Genomic DNA, 18,799 nt, shown 5'->3' with positions numbered 1-18,799 from the left:
TTTGATGGGGCTCCGGTGCCTCGAGCTCAGATCACCGAATCCGTCCAGTGCACGATCTGCCTGGCCGCATCGCCGAACGCGTTGTCGAGTGCGCTGACATAGGCTGGATTGCCGCTGCCTGAAACAGGCGCTGAGGCGGTGAAGCTCTTGGAGGCACGCACCTCGCCATTGCGGTCGTTGAGGATGCGCACGAACAGGTCGACCTCGGCATGATCGCCGCCATCGACGCTCACCTCGAACGAACGGATCTCGACGATCACCTGATAATCGATGGCCAGGCCCTCGCCCGGCTTGCCGACGCCGGCAAAACTGCCCGAACGCTGGAACGTCTCGGCCAGCCGCGCCTGCACGATCAGCGGCAGCCGGTCGGCCCACTGCGCTCCCTTGAGATACTGGAGCGACCGATCCGATGGCTTGATGACGATGTTCTGGCTGTCCAGTGCTTTGAGCGCCGACGGCTGCGCGATCAGGATCTGGCGACGGCTGTGGCCGCGCGCAGCAACCGAAGGCGCCGACAGCTCAAAGGTGTCGAGTGGCGCAGGCTTGCCTCCAAACACCGCGCAGCCGGCCAGCGTCAGGGCAAGCAGTGCCGCAGCCGATGTCAACCCGCCCGTTCTCAACCACACAGACTTCACGCGCGATCCCCGTTGTCCCCGGATCGTAAGATCAACCCGCTTTTGCGGCTCATGTTATTGGGGCGCACCAACTCCGAAGTCAACGCCGCGCCCTGCCATCGAACTGCCTTACCTCGCCTTCGCCACCCGAAAGGATGCGCTGCGGATTGCGGCTGAGATCGGTCACCGCCTCCTCAATGCGGCTGATCGAGCGGCGGCTGTCCTGCACCAGTGCCTCGACATTCGACAGCCCCTGGCCCGAGAAACGTGTCAGATTGTCGGTTATGACGCCAAGGCGGGCATTCAGCGTGTCGGCAACCTGCTTGAACGATTTCAGTGTGGCCCTGGCGTCGGCCATCACGCCATCGGCCTGCCCGGAACCGAGCAAGTGGTCGACCCTGGCGAGGATGCCATCGACACGCACCGAGGCATCGTTGAGCCGCTGCGCCAGTTGCTTGGCATCCTTGATCGTCTGGTTGATGTCGTCGGCCCGGTTGGCGAACTTGTCAGTCACCTCTGCGATGTCGGCGGCGGCCTTGTTGGCGCTTTCGCTGGCCTTCTGGATGTTGGCAAGCGCTGTGCGCACCTGCGCCGGATCGATGCCGTCGAGCACGCCGTCGACCTTTGCCAGCGTGCCTTGCGTCTGCTTGGCGAAATCGTTGACCGACCCGACCGCCGTGTCGACGTTCTTGATCACGCCATCGAGCTGCCGCGACGTTTCCTTGAGGTTGCCTGTCACCGTATCGACGTTGGCGACAATGCTCTTGATCTTGTCCTTGTCGACGGCATTGAGCAGGCCTTCGGCTGCCTTCAGCGTGCCGTCGAGCTTGCCGGAAACGCCTTTCAGCTCATCGGCCAGCGCACTGGCGGCGGACAGGAACTTGTCGATGCCGTCCGAATTCTTGGCCAGCGCATCGGAGAAGGTCTGCACGTTGTGCACGGTCTGGGTCAGCGGCCCGCGAACGTCCTTGGTGAAGCCTTCCAGCTCCGTGAGCACCTTGTCGGCGCGGGTGAAGATGTTCTGCGCTGTCTGCAAAAGGTTGGTCACGGCAGAGGGATTGGCGACGATCTCGGCGACCTTGCCTTCCTTTTCCGCCTGGTCGAGGAGTTTTACTTCCTTGGGGTCGGCGCCCTTGAGCTCGATATTGGCCTGTCCGGTGAGGCCAGCAAGACCGATATCGGCCTGCGTCGACTTGGTGATCGGCGTCAGGCGATCGATCTCGGTATCGGCGATGGCGACCGTCGGATTGTCGACGTCGATATAGACGCGCCTGACATCGCCGACCTTGACGCCGTTGAACAGCACGAAACTGCCGCGGCCAAGCCCGGACGCCGAACCCGGGATGCGCACGCGCAGCACCGTCGTCTCGCCCTTTTCGCCGATCGCCGCCGTCCAGTAGACGAAGGCGAACGCCGCCAGGATCGCAGCCAGCGTGAAAATGCCGACGATGACGTAGTTGGCTCTGGTTTCCATTGTCCCACTTATGGCTATGCGCGCGCCGCAAGATCAAGTTGCCGGGCGCGTTTTCCGCGGAAATAGGACTTTACCCACGGCTCCTCGCTCTTCAGCATGTCGTCGATGGTACCTTCGACCAGCACTTTCTTGTTGCCGAGCACGGCCACGCGGTCGCAGGCGGTAAAAAGCGTGTCGAGATCATGTGTCACCATATAGACGGTCAGGTCCATCGTATCGCGCAGCTTGACGACCAGTTCGTCGAATTCCGCCGCGCTGATCGGATCGAGGCCGGATGTCGGCTCGTCGAGGAAGACGATATCCGGGTCGAGCGCCAATGCCCGCGCCAGCGCCGCTCGCTTGATCATGCCTCCGGAAAGTTCCGACGGAAACTTATGCGCCGCGTCCGGCGGCAATCCGACCAGCTCGACCTTGAGCATCGCCAGTTCGTCCATCAGCTTTTTCGGCAGGTCGAGATATTCGCGCATCGGCACCTGGACGTTCTCCAGCACCGTCAGGGCTGAAAACAGCGCACCGTGCTGGAACAGCACGCCCAGCCGCATATCGACGCGCAGGCGCTCAACCTCGCTCGCCTTCTCGATGTCGAGGCCGAACAGCTTGATCGTGCCCGACTGTTTGCGCGTCAAGCCGAGAATGGTGCGCAACAGAACGGATTTGCCAGCACCCGAGGCACCGACAAAGCCGAGAATCTCGCCGCGCCTGATATCGAGCGACAGCTTGTCGAGGATGACCTTGTCAGCGAAGGACACGGTGATGTCATGGGCGGAAAGCACGACGTCGCCCTCGCCCGTCTGGTCCGCCACCGCACCTGCCTTTTTCCGGTTTCGCAGCTTCATCTCAGAACTCGATCGCTGCGTAGAAGATGGCGAAAAGCCCATCGAGGATGATGACGACGAAGATCGACTTCACCACCGAAGCGGTCACGTGCTGGCCAAGCGATTCCGCGCTGCCGCCGACTTTCATGCCCTCGACCGAGGCAATCGTGCCGATGATCATCGCCATGAACGGCGCCTTGATCAGGCCGGCAAAGATGGTGCTCAGATCGATAGCGACGCGCAACCGGTCGAGGAAGGCGGCGGGCGGGATGTCGGAATAGAGCCAAGCGGCGACGATGCCGCCACCAAGTGCCGCGAAATTGGCGATTATGGTCAGGCACGGCAAGGCGATCACCAGCGCCACCAGCCGTGGAAACACCAGCACGCCGATCGGGTTGAGCCCGATGACCTTCAGCGCATCCACCTCTTCGCGCATTTTCATCGAGCCGATCTCGGCGGTGATCGCGCTGCCCGAGCGGCCGGCGATCATGATCGCCGTCATCAGCACGCCGAGTTCGCGCAGGATCAGCACGCCGACGAGATCGACGACGAAAATATCGGCACCGAAATAGCTGAGCTGATAGGCGCCTTGCTGGGCAACGATGGCGCCGACGATCGCCGACATCAGCACCACCACCGGAATGGCGCCGACACCCATGCGGTCGATCTGGTTGAAGATCGCCGCCGGGTTGACGGCATGACCACGGCCGAGCTTCATCTGCGCGCCGCGGATGGTGGCGCCGAGGATGTTCATCGAGGAAAGGAAGTCGTCGCGCATCTCGTAGACGCGCCGGCCGACCGCCTCCAGCGCGCGAATGACGATGTTGGGCGGTCGCGCCGGGCCGGATTCGCGATCGCGCCGCACAGCCTCGCCCACCGCGTCGAGCAGGATCGACGCGATCTCGCTCTGGCCTTGCAACTGGATCTTGACGCCCTTCTTCTCGAAGGCGCTGACCAGCCGGTCGATCAGCCAGGCGCCGGCGGTATCCATCTTCTCGATCTTGGAAAGATCGAGCGCCAAAATCTTGAAACCGCTGCGTTTCTCTATTCTGCGCAGGTCGGCGTCGATCGACGCCACGGTCCGTGTCGTCCAGGTTCCGGAGAAGGCGCAGCCGAGAACGCCGTCCTCCTCGCCGATCGCCACGCGCGGTTCGTGGTTAGCCTCCCCTGCGGTCGTGCCGCTTGCGTCGCGCTTGCCGATATTGAACATGGCATCCTGTTTAGCTTGACGGGTCTGACCTGTCGATTTGCCGACAACCCTTGTCGCATAGCAGGAGCAGAAAAATATGGCGCGTGTCATTTCGGTCGAGGCCGAGCGTTTTCCAATCGCAGGAACCTTTACGATTTCGCGCGGTTCCAAGACCGAAGCCGAAGTGATCTCCTGCACGATCAGCGAGGGCAGCCACGCCGGCCGCGGCGAATGCGTTCCCTACAAGCGCTATGGCGAGACGATGGACGGCGTGCACGAGGCGATCGAAGCCATGCGCGACCGGATCGCCGGCGGCATCAGCCGAACCGCCTTGCTCACGGCCATGCCGGCCGGAGCTGCCCGCAACGCCATTGACTGCGCCCTGTGGGATCTGGAGGCAAAGGTCAGCGGAACATCGGTAGCCGATGCCATAGGTGCTGCTCCCATACGGACGCTCGAAACCGCCTACACGCTGTCGCTCGGCGAACCGGAGGCGATGGCGGCACAGGCCCGCGCCAATGCGGCGCGGCCCCTGCTCAAGGTCAAGATCGGTGGCGACAACGATATCGCGCGCATCCGCGCGGTGAGGCAAGCAGCGCCCGACAGCCGCATCATCCTCGACGCCAATGAGGCCTGGACAGACGACAATATCGTTGCCAACCTCGCTTTTGCCGCCGAGCAAGGCATTGCGCTGATCGAACAGCCGCTGCCAGCCGGCCATGACGAGATCCTGCGCCATATTGCGCATCCGGTGCCGGTCTGCGCCGATGAAAGCGTGCACGAGGTGAAGAACCTCGGAGCTCTTATCGGCCTCTACGACGCCGTCAACATCAAGCTCGACAAGTCGGGCGGCCTGACAGCCGCCCTTGTGTTGCGCGATCGCGCCCGCGAACTCGGTTTCAGCGTGATGGTCGGCTGCATGGTCGGTACGTCGCTGGCGATGGCGCCGGCGGTGCTGCTCGCTCAGGATGCCGATTTCGTCGACCTCGACGGTCCGCTGCTGCTCGCTCGCGACCGTGTGCCCGGCCTTGTCTATCAGGGATCGCTGGTGTCACCGCCTGAGAAGGCGCTGTGGGGCTGAGCGCGCCGCAAGCCCGATCAGCACCAGGCCGATCAAGGCGATCGGGACCATGGCAAAAAAGCCGTCGACGCCGAACCGCTCGTAAAGCGGGCCGGATGCCAGCGTCATTACCGCCATGAAGAAGCCATTGGAGAAATAGGCGATGCCTTGCGCGGCACCGGTTCGTTCCTCGGAGACCGTTTCGCCGATCATCTTCTGCAGGCCGATCAGCACCAGCGCCACCGAGACCGAGTGCAGCGTCTGGACGCCGAAAAATCCGGCAATGCCGAGGCCGAGCGACCAGACCAGCGGAAAGGCGATCCAGCGCACGATCGCGCCGATCCCCGCCATCGCCATGATCGACACGACGGAGAAGCGGTCGAAAAAGCGGGTGAACATCATGAACATGCGGACTTCCGAAACCACGCCCCACGCCCACAAAAGGCCAACAACCGAATCGCTGATACCGATCGATTTCCAGTAGATCGAGACGAAGCCATAGAGGAATGCGTGGCTGGCGGTGATGACGCCGACACCGATCGAAAAATACAGGAAATATGGGTTGAGAAGCTTCGGCGCGGCGTGCTGGATATCGGTGGCCGACAGCGGCGAGGCGCGCCGCGGACGGCCAAGACGCGGCGCCAGCAGGCCGGCGGCAAGAGCGGCGACAAACGCCACGAGAATGATCACCGGAACGGCCCGAGAGCCTGTCGCCGACAGAATGAAGCCCCCCGCGACATTGGCGAACAGATAGGAGATCGAGCCCCATTTGCGCATGCTGGCATAGTTCGAGCCGAAGCGGCGCACGCCTGAAAGCGCCAGCGAATCGGCGATCGGCGAATGCGGCGTCCACACGATTGTCAGCGCCAACGACACCGCCAGCACCGTCGCATAGGTCGGCACCAGGAAATAACCGGCCGACAAGAGCAGCGACGCAGCCACCAGCGCGACATAGACATCGGCGCGATCCCTGGCACGGTCGGCGAGCGCGGTCAGCAACGGCGTCGTCACCACGCGCAGGAACATGGGCGCCGCCAGGATGACGGCGATCTGCTCGGCATGAAAACCCTTGGCCTGCAGCCACAGCGGAAAATATGGCAGATGTGTTCCGAGCGGCACGAACAGCGTCGCGAAGATCATGCTCATGCGCAGTTCGAAATGGCGAGGCTTGACGAGTTGTTCGGGCGAAAGCGGCGGCAGGGACATGAATCGATCCAATCACGCTGCACTCGACCTGACGGCAACGTGTATCGATCCCTTAACATGGGCAAAAACCCAGCGGAACCGGTTGGACTAATCGATTGATCCCAGAGCCGGGACGACCGCCGGCGCTATGCCGCCTGCCCTACCCGTTCTTCGATGAGCAGCGGGATAAAGGGCTCGTCCGGCACTTCGGGCAGCACCTGTGCCCAGGTCAGGATTTGCATCTGGCCGTCAAAATGTTCGACCACGGCCGTGCAACTTTCCACCCAGTCGCCGGTGTTGATGTACTGGACATCGCCGAAATTCTCGATGACGGCATGATGGATGTGGCCGCAAATCACGCCGTCGACATGCGAGCGGCGCGCCTCGTCCGCAAGCATGGTCTGGAACGAGCCGATGAAGTTCACCGCCTTCTTGACGTTGACCTTGGCCCAGGAGGAGAACGACCAGTATGGCAGTCCGAGCAGCTGGCGCAGCCGCGTCACCACGCGGTTGACCAGCATGGCCGCGTCATAGGCGTGGTCGCCGAGATAGGCCAGCCAGCGCGCATTGTGGACGACGGTGTCGAACTGATCGCCGTGGATGACGAGCAGGCGCTTGCCGTCGGCGGTCTCGTGGATGGCGCGGTCGGCGACGACGATGCCGCCAAAATGCACACCCTGGAACTGGCGGGCGAATTCGTCATGATTGCCGGCGATGTAGGTGATGTTGGCGCCCTTGCGCGCCTTGCGCAGCAATTTCTGCACGACATCATTGTGGCTTTGCGGCCAGTGCCAGTTCCGCCGCAGCCGCCAGCCGTCGACGATGTCCCCGACCAGATAGATGATATCGGCATCGTGATGGCGCAGGAAGTCGATCAGGAATTCGGCCTTAGCCGCCTTCGAGCCCAAATGGACGTCGGAAATGAACATGCTGCGGAAAGTGCGGGGCTCTTGGCCGGACATCGCGATTTTCACCGTTGCTTTCGCGACAGCCTATGCCCCGATTCATGCAACAACCGTATGACGGTTGCGATTGGTCCAGCCGAGGGACTAGCTTGCCGCCGGCTCACAAGGAGAAATCATCATGGATCTCGGCATCAGCGGGAAAAAGGCCATCGTCTGCGCTTCCAGCAAGGGACTTGGACGCGGTTGCGCGATGGCGCTGGCAGAAGCCGGCTGCGACATCGTCGTCAACGGGCGCAATGCAGATCTGGTGGCGAAAACCGCCGCGGAGTTGCGCCAGCGTTACGGCGTGACGGTGACGGAGGTCGTTGGCGACGTCTCCAAGCCCGAGGTGCAGAAGGCGCTGCTCGCAGCCTGCCCGGAACCGGATATCCTCGTCAACAACAATGGTGGACCGCCGCTTCGCGATTTTCGCACCCTCGACCGCGAAAAGATCCTCGAAGGCGTCACCCAGAATATGGTGACGCCGATCGAGCTGGTCCAGGCGGTCCTCGACGGCATGGCTGCGCGCGGCTTCGGCCGTATCGTCAACATCACTTCGCTATCGGTCTACGTGCCCATTCCCGGCCTCGACCTGTCGTCCGGCGCGCGCGCCGGCCTGACCTCGTTCCTGGCCGGCGTGGCGCGGACGGTGGCGGATCGCAACGTGACCATCAACAGTCTTTTGCCGGGCAAGCTCGACACCGACCGGCTGCGTGGACCGCACGAGGCCGGCACATCAGAAGATCCCGCCGCCGCCGCTGCGCGCAAGACCCGCATCAGCGCCGATGTTCCGGCCAAGCGGCTCGGCACGCCGGAGGAATTCGGCCAGATCTGCGCCTTCCTGTGCTCGGTCCATGCCGGCTATCTGACTGGGCAGAACATACCGGTCGATGGCGGTCTCTACGTCAGCGCCTTCTGATCGAAGCGCCTGCCAACCAGCGGGACTCATTTGCTATCAAATCTACATAAGTAATTGATAGTTAACGGTTTTAGACGCACCGCCGGGTAAAGTTGTCGGCGCGTCATTTAGCGTCGCGAAAAACCTCGGCTGCATGCTAAAAGGGGTCTTCACGCAGATTCCGAGGGAGCAGCCGCATGGAAGGCGAGAGCAAAAAGACGCCACGTTCGGACCTCGACGAAGCCGCCCTCTACTTCCACAAGCACCCAAGGCCGGGAAAGCTCGAGATTCAGGCGACCAAGCCGCTCGGTAACCAGCGTGACCTCGCGCTCGCCTATTCGCCAGGCGTCGCCGCCCCTTGCCTGGAAATCCGCGACGATCCGGCGAGCGCCGCCGACTACACCGCGCGTGCCAATCTGGTCGGCGTCGTCTCCAACGGGTCGGCCGTGCTCGGCCTCGGCAATATCGGCCCGCTGGCCTCCAAGCCGGTCATGGAAGGCAAGGCCGTCCTGTTCAAGAAGTTCGCCGGCATCGACGTCTTCGACATCGAGATCGACGCGCCGGGGATAGAGCGAATGGTCGAGACGATCTCGGCGCTGGAGCCGACCTTCGGCGGCATCAACCTCGAAGATATCAAGGCGCCGGAGTGCTTCGAGGTCGAGGAGCAGTTGAAGGCCCGCATGGGCATTCCGGTCTTCCACGACGACCAGCACGGCACCGCCATCATCGTCGCCGCCGCCGTGCTCAACGGACTGGAATTCGCCGGCAAGACCATAACGGACATCAAGATCGTCAGCTCTGGCGCCGGTGCTGCCGCCCTTGCCTGTCTGAATTTGCTGGTTTCGCTTGGTGCGCGGGTGGAAAACATCTGGGTCACCGACCGTTTCGGCGTCGCCTATAAGGGCCGCACCGACGAGATGGACCGCTGGAAAGATCCTTATGTGAAGGACACGGACGCACGCACGCTGGCCGATGTCATATCAGGCGCCGACGTCTTTCTCGGCCTGTCGGCGGCAGGTGTGCTGAAGCCGGAACTGCTCCAGCATATGGCGCCGAAGCCGCTGATCCTGGCGCTGGCCAACCCGAATCCCGAGATCATGCCGGAAATAGCGCGTGCCGCGCGCCCCGATGCGATGATCTGCACCGGCCGTTCCGATTTTCCCAATCAGGTCAACAACGTACTGTGCTTTCCTTACATCTTTCGCGGTGCGCTCGACTGCGGCGCCAGCGCCATCAACGAGGAGATGAAGATGGCAGCGGTGCGGGCGATCGCAGCGCTCGCCCGTGAAGAACCTTCCGATGTCGCCGCCCGTGCCTATTCCGGCGAGACGCCGATCTTCGGCCCCGAGTTCCTGATCCCCTCGCCCTTCGATCCGCGCCTGATCCTGCGCATCGCCCCGGCGGTCGCCAAGGCTGCCTGCGATACCGGTGTCGCGACCAGGCCGATCACCGACTTCGCCGCCTATATCGACAAGCTCAACCGCTTCGTCTTCCGCTCCGGCCTGGTGATGAAGCCGGTGTTCTCGTCGGCCAAGGCATCGACCGCCAAGCGCGTCATCTACGCCGACGGCGAGGACGAGCGCGTGCTGCGCGCCGCCCAGGTGGTGCTCGAGGAAGGCATCGCCGAACCGATTCTGATCGGCCGTCCGCATGTCATCGAGGTGCGCCTGAAGCGTTACGGGCTGCGCATCAAGCCCGGCGTCGATTTCGGCCTGATCAATCCCGAGGACGATCCTCGCTATCGCCACTATGTCGACCTGCTGATCGAACTCGCCGGCCGCCGCGGCGTGACGACGGAGGCCGCGCGCACCATGGTACGCACCGACAACACGGTGATCGCAGCACTTGCGCTGAAGCGCGGCGATGCCGACGCCATGGTCTGCGGCCTCGAAGGCCGCTTCGAGCGGCATCTGCGCAACGTCACCCTGATCATAGGCCCGCGCACCGGCGTCAGGGATCGCGACCTCTCCACGCTCTCGATGCTGATCTCGCAGCGCGGGATCATCTTCCTCACCGACACGCACGTCTCCGTCGACCCGACGGCCGAAGAGATCGCCGAGATGACAGTGCTGGCAGCAGAAGAAATCCAGCGTTTCGGCATCGAGCCGAAGGCAGCACTCCTGTCGCATTCCGATTTCGGCTCGCGCGATTCGCCGAGCGCGATCAAGATGCGGCAAGCAGCGGCGATCCTGGCGCGCATCGCGCCCGAGTTGGAGTGCGACGGCGAGATGCACGCCGATACTGCGTTGTCGGAGCATCTGCGTCAGCGCGTCTATCCCCACTCCAGGCTGAAGGGCGAAGCCAATCTGCTGGTGTTTCCCAACCTCGATTCGGCCAACATCACGCTGACCGCGCTCAGGACCATGATGGATGCACTGCATGTCGGGCCGATCCTGCTCGGCACCGACATGCCGGCGCACATATTGACGCCTTCGGTCACGTCACGCGGCGTGGTCAACATGACGGCACTGGCCGTGGTCGAAGCCGCCCACAAGGCGCAGGCGGTCGTCAATCTGGGCTGAACGCGGATTTCGCGGTAAACTGCAGTTAACCGCGAACACGGTAGCCTTGCGGGCCAGCGGGCGGGATTTGGGCAGGCGGAGTTTGGGTGGATGCCAAGCGGAGGGTGGAAGCAGGCGCATGCTGCCGTGCTGCTTGGCCTTCTATTGTCCGCAACATGGGGGGTAGCCGAGCCACAGGCCGCCTCGCGGGTCTGCCGCCAGTTGGAAAACGACCTTGCCGCAGCCTCTCGCGGTGGCGGTGGCGGTCCGGCGCTGATCCGGAAATACGAGTCCGCAATTGCCCGGCAACGCGAGCAGATTTCGAAGGCTCGCAGCCAAGCGAGCCGGGCTGGGTGCGGTTTTTCGCTGTTTGGCCGCAACCTCGATCAATGTGCCGGGCTCAACGCCACCATCGACCGTATGAATGCCAATCTCGATGCGCTGCAGAGCAAGCGCGAACGGCTGGCCGACGGCGGCTCGCGCCGTGACCGTAGACGCATCCTGGCGGCGCTTGATGCCAATGGCTGCCGCGACGACACAGTTGCGCCAAGGCGCGCGCCGCTGCAGGAAGCCAACCGCGAAGGCGGCAGCACAAATCTGTTCGATCAGCTTTTCGGCGGCAACAGCCAGCAGCTCGATACATCGGATACGCTTGATCAGCTTGACGATCCCGGCGAGGAGCGCAGCGTCCGCCGGGTGCTCAACCGGCCCGGCATACCGGACTTTCCGAGCGTCGGCGGCGAATTCCACACCTCCTGTGTGCGCACCTGCGACGGCTACTTCTTCCCGATGTCGAACTCGGCCTCGGCAGGCGATTTCGAACGTGACCAGAAGAATTGCGAATCGAGCTGCCCCGGCACCGAGATGCAGGTTTTCTATTCGCGCGGCATGGACGACGATTCGGCCTCGATGACATCGTCAGTCACCGGCAGGCCCTACAGCGAATTGCCGACCGCCTATCTCTACAAGCAGCCAGACATGTCGCGGCCCCCGGCCTGCGGCTGCAACGCCGCGCAGAATTTCCAGGTCATCGCCGGCAACCCGCCGAATCCGGAACGATCCCAGCCCGAAACGAATTCTGCACCGATCATCCCGGTCCCGGTTTCCAAGCCGGACCCCGGTTCCGATCCGGAAACCTTGGCCAATCTGCAAGGCGGGCTCGACCGCGAGGCGATCAAGAGGCTTTCCGCCAAACCGGTGACGTCGCCGGTATCAGCCTTGCCGCCGGACCAGCGCAAAATCAGGGTCGTCGGGCCAGCGTTCCTTCCCGACCCATCAGCGGCAATAGATCTGCAAGCTCAGGCCCCGAAGGCAGCCCGGTAAGGGCAAGCCTGAGCGGCATGAACAAGGCCTTGCCCTTGCGCTCGGTCGCTTCCCTTATCTTGCCCGTCCAATCCTTCCAGATCGTCGCGGTCCAGGGTTCCTCCGGCAGCAGATCGAACGCCTGTTGAAGGAAATTGCGGTCGTCATCGGAAAATTCCGGCTTCTCCTGCGGTCCTTCGCGCAGGATACGCCACCAGTTGGCCGCATCGGCCAGCCTGTCGAGATTGCCACGCACTGCCAGCCAGAACGGTTCGGCCTCTTCGCCCGAGACGCCGAGCACGATCAGCCGGTCTTGCGCCTCGGCGAATGGCATGTGGTGCAGCAGTGTCCGGTTGAGCACGAACAGCTCGTCCGGATCGAATTTGGCCGCGGATTTCGATGTCGCCGAGGGATCGAAATGTTCGGCGAGTTCACTCATCGTCGGCATCGCCGCGACGTTCTCCGAGGTGCCGACCAGCACGGCCAGCGAAGCGACCGCCATCGGCTCGATGCCGTCCTCGCGCAGGCTTTCGATGGAGAGCGCGCCGGTGCGCTTCGACAGTCCCTCGCCCGATGCGGTGGTCAGCAGATTGTGGTGGCCGAATACTGGCGGCTCGGCCGCCAGCGCCTTGAACAGCGCAATCTGCACGCCGGTGTTGGTGACGTGGTCGTCGCCACGGATGATATGACTGATGCCCATCTCGATGTCGTCGACCACGGAGGGAAGCGTATAGAGGTAAGTACCGTCCTCGCGAACCAGCACTGGATCGGAAAGCGAGGCGAGATCGACGGTTTCCTCGCCGCGCACCAGATCGTTCCACTGGATTTCGGTGCGTTCCGGCTGTTGCGGATCGCTCGAGAAATTGGGGAGGAGAAAACGCCAGTGCGGCCGGCGGCCATCGGCCTGGTATTCGGCGATCTGCTCGTGCGTCAGGGCCAGCGCCTCGCGGCCATAGACCGGCGGCAGGCCGCGCGTTCGGCGCACCTTGCGGCGGAGATCGAGCTCCTCCGGCGTTTCGTAGCAAGCATAAAGAACACCTGATGCTTTCAGCCTCTCAACCGCCGCGTCATAGAATTCGAAACGCCGCGACTGGTACTCGGTGGCGTCCGGGAAAATGCCCAGCCAATGCAGATCGTAGAGGATGGCGTCGGAAAATTCCTGCTTCGAGCGGGCAATGTCAGTGTCGTCGAAGCGCTGGATGAAGCGGCCCTTGTTGTTCATGGCAAACAGCCAGTTGAACAAGGCCGTGCGCGCATTGCCGATATGGATGCGGCCGGTTGGCGACGGGGCGAAACGAACGGTAACTGTCATAAGCGGGGCGTACCGGATGCTTTTGCGGTTGACAAGACGCGCCCCCGCGTTGCCCGGCAGACATAGAACATGGCGGCTGGAATGAAAAGACCGGCCGGCGTGCGCCTCAGTCGGCGCTTAGGCGGCGGCCAGCTTCCGACCGCAGCCGGCCGGTGGCGCCGCCGAACGGGGCGTTGAAGGCGATCAGCGGCCGAAGTCATCGGAACTGAGGCGGGTCCAGCGATCGCCCATCACCCCACCGATAAAGATATCGCCGGAGCGGACCGCTTCCGTAACCTCGGCGATTCGCGAGCGGACCATCGTCCCCCCGGCATAGCGGAAGAAGAGATTCTTATAGCCGAAGAGTTGGGGCATGAATCTGCTCTGTGTCTGCCCGGTGATACCCACGCAGCCCATTTCCCACGCGGCCGCGATGAGCCCATCCAGCGTCGCGCGCCAGTGCGATCCGGACGCCTGGATTTGCAACAGACTCGCGATGTCGCCGGCTTGACCGTAGAAGGCATAACAACCGAGCATTTTGCCCGTCTCGTCGTAGCTTCCACCAAAATGAAGTGGGCCGTCGGCCCGCTTCTCGGCCGCCAGTGCGAGCAGCCGTGGCAACTCGCCATTCTTCCAACTTGGACGAAGGGAGTAATCGGACAGGAGGGTCGGCAGCCGCTCGGCAAATTGTGCGGCATCGATCGGCTTGCAGTAGACGCGTTGCGACGGCGAAGCCTGGACGGGGGGCTCGAACCGTCTTTTCGCAAGACTATCCAGTGCTCGTGAGCAGGGATCGAGCGCCAAGCGAAGCAGGCCGGGCCATTTACGGTGCAGCGTGGCGGCGGCCATCGCGGCCGGCCGGAAAACATAGGTCCATCCGAGACAATGCACCGGCAGAAGCTGATATTTCATCGGGCGCGCGAAGGCCAAAGATGTCCGGTTGGCCGAATCGGTCAGCTGCAGATCGAATTCGCCTTGGTGCAATGCGCGCAGCAATTGCGGTCCGGCCGTACCGTCATCGGTGCCGGGGTCGGCCATGAGTGGACCGATGATCGCCGCGTTCAATGCCGCTCCCTTGAGCTCGTAGCGGGCTTTCAGGACGCCGAGGAAACCACCCAGACGACCCTGCCGGTTGATCTGGACGAGAGCGCTGCTCACGCCGGTCTGGCTGGCAGGGTCAAGATAAATCTCTCTCATATAATCGGCCGTCTCCGCGATCGCGCGTTCAAAGAGACGACGCCGCCGCCGTCGGCGAAACTTGGTCAGGAAGAGTGCGGCGACGCCCTCGAGATCTGAGGCAGCGAGCGGCCGAACCGAGCCGTGCCGAGATTCCAGCACCGACGGCGCAGCAAGCTTTTCGGGACCGCCATTTGCGGAAACAAGATGCATCGTAAGGACCGCTCCGGGCTGCTTGTGTATGTTTATATTAGGCAATGACAGAAACAACGCATCTTCGGTGGGTAACGTAAACAGACGTCTCAAACCCAGGAGCTGGAAAGGCACCCCACAGTCGGATTTGCTTGGCCGGTATACGCTGGGTGACAGATTTGCGCTGCGCCGCTTCCGCTGGCTGATAGTGCCTAATCGAGCTGGCCGTCGGCCGAAGCCGGCGGCCATCTCAGGGTCAGATCACTAGACCCTTGGTCAGTTCCAGCGCCTGGCGCTCGAACAGACGGCGGTAAATGCCGCCCTTCAGCCGGATCAGCTCGTCATGCGAGCCTTCCTCGACGATCTTGCCGCGATCGAAGACCAGCAGCCTGTCGAGCGCCCGCACCGTCGAAAGCCGGTGCGCGATGACCAACGTGGTGCGACCGACCATCAGCCGCTCCATCGCCTGCTGGATCAGCACTTCCGATTCGGAATCGAGGCTCGATGTCGCCTCGTCCAGGATCAGGATGCGCGCATCGGCAAGAAAGGCTCGCGCGATCGCCACGCGCTGACGCTCGCCGCCCGACAGTTTCACACCGCGCTCGCCGACCAGAGTGCCGTAGCCCTTCGGCAGGTTGGTGATGAAATCATGCGCGCTCGCCAGCCGCGCCGCATGCTCGATCTCATCCTGCGTCGCGCTCGGCCTGCTATAGGCGATGTTTTCGGCCAGCGACCGATGGAACAGGATCGGCTCTTGCTGGACGATGGCGATCTGCCCCCGCAGCGACGCTTGCGCCACCTGCGAGATGTCCTTGCCGTCGACCAGGATTTTTCCCGCATTCACGTCATAGAGCCGCTGGATGAGCTTGACGAAGGTCGTCTTGCCCGAACCCGAATGGCCGACCAGCCCGACTCGTTCACCCGGCGCGATGTCGACCGAAAAATCACGATAGAGCGCCGATCGGTGACTGCCGTAGTGAAAGGTGACGTTATCGAAGCCGATCCGTCCTTCAGTGATCCGGATCGGCTTGGCGCCGCGCCGGTCCTCGATACCGAGCGGTTCGGACTGGAAATCGACCAGCTCCTCCATATCGTTGATCGAGCGCTGCAGATTGCGGATATGCGTGCCGATATCTCTGAGATAGCCCTGCAGCACGAAAAACGAGGTCAGAACGAAGGCGACGTCACCGGCGCTCGCCTGACCCCACGACCACAGCATCAGCGCCAGGCCGATCACCGCGGCGCGCATGGCCACCAGCAGCGCCCCTTGCGTGGTGCCGTTGATGGTGCCGCGCACCCAGGTGCGCCGTGTGCGCGCACGCCATTTGGCGACGACCCTGGCGAGGCGTCGCTCCTCGCGCTCCTCGGCGCCAAAGCCCTTGACCACGGCGTTGCAGCTCACCGCGTCGGCCAGCGAGCCGCCGAGGCGCGTGTCCCAGGTGTTCGCGAGCCTTGCCGCCGGGGCGACATAGCCAAGCGACAGCATCGTCGTGACCATGATGAACAGCACCGAACCGGCGGCAACGACCGCGCCCATCAGCGGCCAGAACCAGCCGAGCAGCAGCGTCGAGCCGACCAGCATGACGACGGACGGCAGCAGCGCGATGAGGATCGTGTCGTTGAGCAGGTCGAGCGCCCACATGCCGCGTGTCACCTTGCGCACGGTCGAGCCGGCAAAGCTGTTGGCATGCCAGTCGGTGGAAAAGCGCTGGACGCGATGGAAGGCGTCGGCAGCGATATCCGCCATCATTTTCAGCGTCAATTCGACGATGCCCATGAAGGCAAGGTTGCGCAAAACAACGCCGGTCAATGCAAGGGCCATCAGCATCGAAAACGCCGTCACCGCGGCATTCCAGGCAATCGCGTCGGCGCCGGCGCTGCTGGCGACGGCGTCGACCAGCCGGCCGGAATAGAGCGGCGTCAGGACGTCGGCCAGCGTCGACAGCAGGAAGCCGCCCATGATGAGCGAAAGCCGCCACGGCTGGCGCCGCCAATGGGTTAGCGTGAAGCCAAGAACGCTGCGAAACGCGCCCGCGCGCAAATCGATTCGAAAACGAGCCATGATGTCATTCGGGCGCAAACGAGCCCGATCCCAGTAAGGTCGAAAATTGAAGAAGCCGCGCAAGGGGCCAATGAGTGCCCGGAAAGCGGAGCGGCATATTTGGCGTCTCGCCCGTAATCGGGCGACGACCGGCATCGGCATAAGCCTGTGCTCAATCCGGCATCGGCTCGAAGGGCAAACCTTCGCGGAGCGCCGGGTGAGACCTAAGCTTCGCGGCCTCGCATTACCATTTGAAATACTGCCATTCAGACCTCCCGCAAATGAATCGCGGAGAGGCCCTTATAGAGACGCCCCGATGCATCGCCAAGATCAGCGCACGCTAAAAGTGTATCTGGCCCAACCACTGCGATTATTTTGCAACAATGGCTGATGTAAGCCAGCCGCGGGCTTTCAGCGTCTAGCCTCCATCCCTGAAACGATTGGTAATGGGGTAGCGGCGGTCGCGGCCGAAATTCTTCTTGGTGATCTTCACGCCCGGGGCCGCCTGCCGGCGCTTGTATTCGGCGATGTAGAGCAAATGCTCGATGCGCGTCACCGTCGCCCGGTCATGGCCGCGCGCAACGATGTCGTCGACGCCCATTTCGTTCTCGACCAGGCATTCGAGGATGTCGTCCAGCACCGGATAGGGCGGCAGCGAGTCCTGGTCGGTCTGGTTCTCGCGCAATTCCGCCGACGGCGCCTTGTCGATGATGTTCTTCGGGATCACCTCGCCAGAAGGCCCGAGCGCGCCCGGCGGCACATGGCTGTTGCGCCAGCGCGACAGCGCATAGACCTGCATCTTGTAGAGGTCCTTGATCGGATTGAAGCCGCCATTCATGTCGCCATAGAGTGTGGCATAGCCGACCGACATCTCGCTCTTGTTGCCGGTGGTGACGACCATCGAGCCGAACTTGTTGGAGATCGCCATCAGGATGGTGCCGCGCGCGCGGCTCTGTAAATTCTCCTCGGTGATGCCTTCCTTGGTTCCTTCGAACATCTGCGTCAAAGCGTGCAGGAAGCCTTCGACCGGCTCGAAGATCGGCACGATGTCATAGCGGCAGCCGAGCGCACGGGCGCAGTCCTCGGCGTCCTTCAGCGAGTCCTTCGAGGTATAGCGGTAAGGCATCATCACCGCGCGCAGGCGCTCCTCGCCGAGTGCATCGACGGCAAGGGCCGCGCAGATCGCCGAATCTATGCCGCCCGAGAGACCAAGCACGACATTCTTGAAACCGTTCTTGTTGACGTAGTCGCGCAGGCCGAGCATGCAGGCGCGATAGTCGGCCTCTTCCCTGTCCGGGATTTTCGACATTGGCCCTTCCGAGCAGACCCACCCTTCGGCTTGCCGTTTCCAGGTGGTGACGTCGATTGCTTCCTCGAACTGGCTCATCTGGAAGGCCAGTGTCTTGTTAGAACCTATGGCAAACGAGGCGCCGTCAAAGATCAGCTCGTCCTGGCCGCCAAGCTGGTTGGCATAGATCATCGGCAGCCCGCATTCGATGACCTGGCGGATGACGACCTGGTGGCGAACATCGATCTTGGCGCGATAATAGGGCGAGCCGTTCGGCACCAGCAGGATTTCCGCCCCGCTTTCGGCCAGCGTCTCGCAAATGTCGACATCGCCCCAGATGTCCTCGCAGATCGGAATTCCGATCCGCACGCCGCGGAAATTGACCGGCCCCTGAATTTCGGGCCCGGCCTGGAAAACGCGCTTTTCGTCGAATTCGCCGTAATTCGGCAGATCGAGCTTGTAGCGCTCGGCGATGATCTTGCCGCCATCGGCGAAGACAATCGAATTGTGCGTGCCGCTCTTGCGCTTCAGTGGCGTGCCGATGATGACGCCCGGACCGCCGTCGGCGGTATCGGCGGCAAAGTCCTGTGCCGCTTTTTCGCAGGCCTTCAGGAAAGCCGGCTTCAGCACCAGATCTTCCGGCGGATAGCCGGCGAGGAAAAGCTCGGTATAGAGCACGAGATCGGCGCCTTGGCGGGCAGCATCGGCTCTCGCCTCGCGGGCTTTGGCGAGATTGCCGGCGACGTCACCGACGGTCGGGTTTAGCTGGGCGATCGCGATGCGCAGGATGTCGAGAGGCTTGGTCATGCCTGCTGACTTAGCGCGGCAA

Annotated in this window: 14 protein-coding genes; 4 read left to right on the top strand and 10 right to left on the bottom strand. The window is 62.8% G+C overall.

Annotated elements, in window-relative coordinates; genetic code table 11:
• Positions 1-26 precede the first annotated feature (26 nt).
• The 4 genes from NKJ89_RS21520 to NKJ89_RS21505 all read right to left on the bottom strand — a co-directional run bounded on the left by NKJ89_RS21520 (position 27) and on the right by NKJ89_RS21505 (position 4,113).
• Entirely contained in the window at positions 27-635 is a 609-nt protein-coding gene (locus NKJ89_RS21520) for an ABC-type transport auxiliary lipoprotein family protein (RefSeq protein WP_352605420.1), read from the bottom strand.
• A gap of 79 nt (positions 636-714) precedes the next feature.
• Complete coding sequence (locus NKJ89_RS21515) at positions 715-2,088, bottom strand: MlaD family protein (RefSeq protein WP_352605418.1); 1,374 nt, start codon at positions 2,086-2,088, stop codon at positions 715-717.
• Positions 2,089-2,102: 14 nt separating this feature from the next.
• A complete protein-coding gene (locus NKJ89_RS21510) occupies positions 2,103-2,924 on the bottom strand; it encodes an ABC transporter ATP-binding protein (RefSeq protein ID WP_352605416.1) in 822 nt (273 codons plus the stop codon).
• Position 2,925: 1 nt separating this feature from the next.
• Positions 2,926-4,113 carry an ABC transporter permease gene (locus NKJ89_RS21505; RefSeq protein ID WP_352605414.1) on the bottom strand — a complete coding sequence of 396 codons (1,188 nt, stop codon included), beginning with the start codon at positions 4,111-4,113 and terminating at the stop codon, positions 2,926-2,928.
• Positions 4,114-4,189: 76 nt separating this feature from the next.
• Here NKJ89_RS21505 and dgcA point away from each other — a divergent pair, with 76 nt between their 5' ends.
• Positions 4,190-5,173: an N-acetyl-D-Glu racemase DgcA gene (gene dgcA / locus NKJ89_RS21500; protein ID WP_352605411.1), complete on the top strand. Its 984-nt coding sequence runs from the start codon at positions 4,190-4,192 to the stop codon at positions 5,171-5,173.
• Here the strand turns inward: dgcA and NKJ89_RS21495 are convergent.
• Together NKJ89_RS21495 and NKJ89_RS21490 are read right to left on the bottom strand one after the other, a co-directional pair.
• Positions 5,144-6,358 carry an MFS transporter gene (locus NKJ89_RS21495; RefSeq protein WP_352605409.1) on the bottom strand — a complete coding sequence of 405 codons (1,215 nt, stop codon included), beginning with the start codon at positions 6,356-6,358 and terminating at the stop codon, positions 5,144-5,146. The two genes, dgcA and NKJ89_RS21495, sit on opposite strands and share 30 nt — an antisense overlap.
• 125 nt (positions 6,359-6,483) lie before the next feature.
• A complete protein-coding gene (locus NKJ89_RS21490) occupies positions 6,484-7,299 on the bottom strand; it encodes a UDP-2,3-diacylglucosamine diphosphatase (RefSeq protein ID WP_352605407.1) in 816 nt (271 codons plus the stop codon).
• A 121-nt stretch (positions 7,300-7,420) separates the two neighbouring features.
• Between NKJ89_RS21490 and NKJ89_RS21485 the strand changes: the two genes are divergently transcribed.
• The 3 genes from NKJ89_RS21485 to NKJ89_RS21475 all read left to right on the top strand — a co-directional run bounded on the left by NKJ89_RS21485 (position 7,421) and on the right by NKJ89_RS21475 (position 12,003).
• Positions 7,421-8,200 carry an SDR family oxidoreductase gene (locus tag NKJ89_RS21485; RefSeq protein ID WP_352605405.1) on the top strand — a complete coding sequence of 260 codons (780 nt, stop codon included), beginning with the start codon at positions 7,421-7,423 and terminating at the stop codon, positions 8,198-8,200.
• Positions 8,201-8,376: 176 nt separating this feature from the next.
• The gene (locus NKJ89_RS21480) at positions 8,377-10,701 is read left to right on the top strand and encodes an NADP-dependent malic enzyme (protein WP_352605403.1); all 2,325 of its coding nucleotides are present in this window, start codon (positions 8,377-8,379) and stop codon (positions 10,699-10,701) included.
• A gap of 90 nt (positions 10,702-10,791) precedes the next feature.
• Entirely contained in the window at positions 10,792-12,003 is a 1,212-nt protein-coding gene (locus tag NKJ89_RS21475; protein WP_352605401.1) for a DUF2865 domain-containing protein, read from the top strand.
• Here NKJ89_RS21475 and gltX read toward each other — a convergent pair.
• The 4 genes from gltX to NKJ89_RS21455 form a co-directional block, all read right to left on the bottom strand.
• On the bottom strand, positions 11,921-13,294 hold the full coding sequence (gene gltX, locus NKJ89_RS21470) for a glutamate--tRNA ligase (RefSeq protein ID WP_352605399.1): 1,374 nt from the start codon (positions 13,292-13,294) through the stop codon (positions 11,921-11,923). The genes NKJ89_RS21475 and gltX overlap by 83 nt on opposite strands.
• A gap of 183 nt (positions 13,295-13,477) precedes the next feature.
• Positions 13,478-14,662 carry a hypothetical protein gene (locus tag NKJ89_RS21465; protein WP_352605397.1) on the bottom strand — a complete coding sequence of 395 codons (1,185 nt, stop codon included), beginning with the start codon at positions 14,660-14,662 and terminating at the stop codon, positions 13,478-13,480.
• A 235-nt stretch (positions 14,663-14,897) separates the two neighbouring features.
• A complete protein-coding gene (locus tag NKJ89_RS21460) occupies positions 14,898-16,703 on the bottom strand; it encodes an ABC transporter ATP-binding protein (protein WP_352605395.1) in 1,806 nt (601 codons plus the stop codon).
• Positions 16,704-17,100: 397 nt separating this feature from the next.
• The gene (locus NKJ89_RS21455) at positions 17,101-18,777 is read right to left on the bottom strand and encodes an NAD+ synthase (protein ID WP_352605393.1); all 1,677 of its coding nucleotides are present in this window, start codon (positions 18,775-18,777) and stop codon (positions 17,101-17,103) included.
• Between the last annotated feature and the right edge of the window lie 22 nt (positions 18,778-18,799).

This window comes from Mesorhizobium sp. M0047 (assembly GCF_040323315.1).
GTDB lineage: Bacteria > Pseudomonadota > Alphaproteobacteria > Rhizobiales > Rhizobiaceae > Mesorhizobium.
This window is presented reverse-complemented; position numbering and strand designations above follow the sequence as displayed.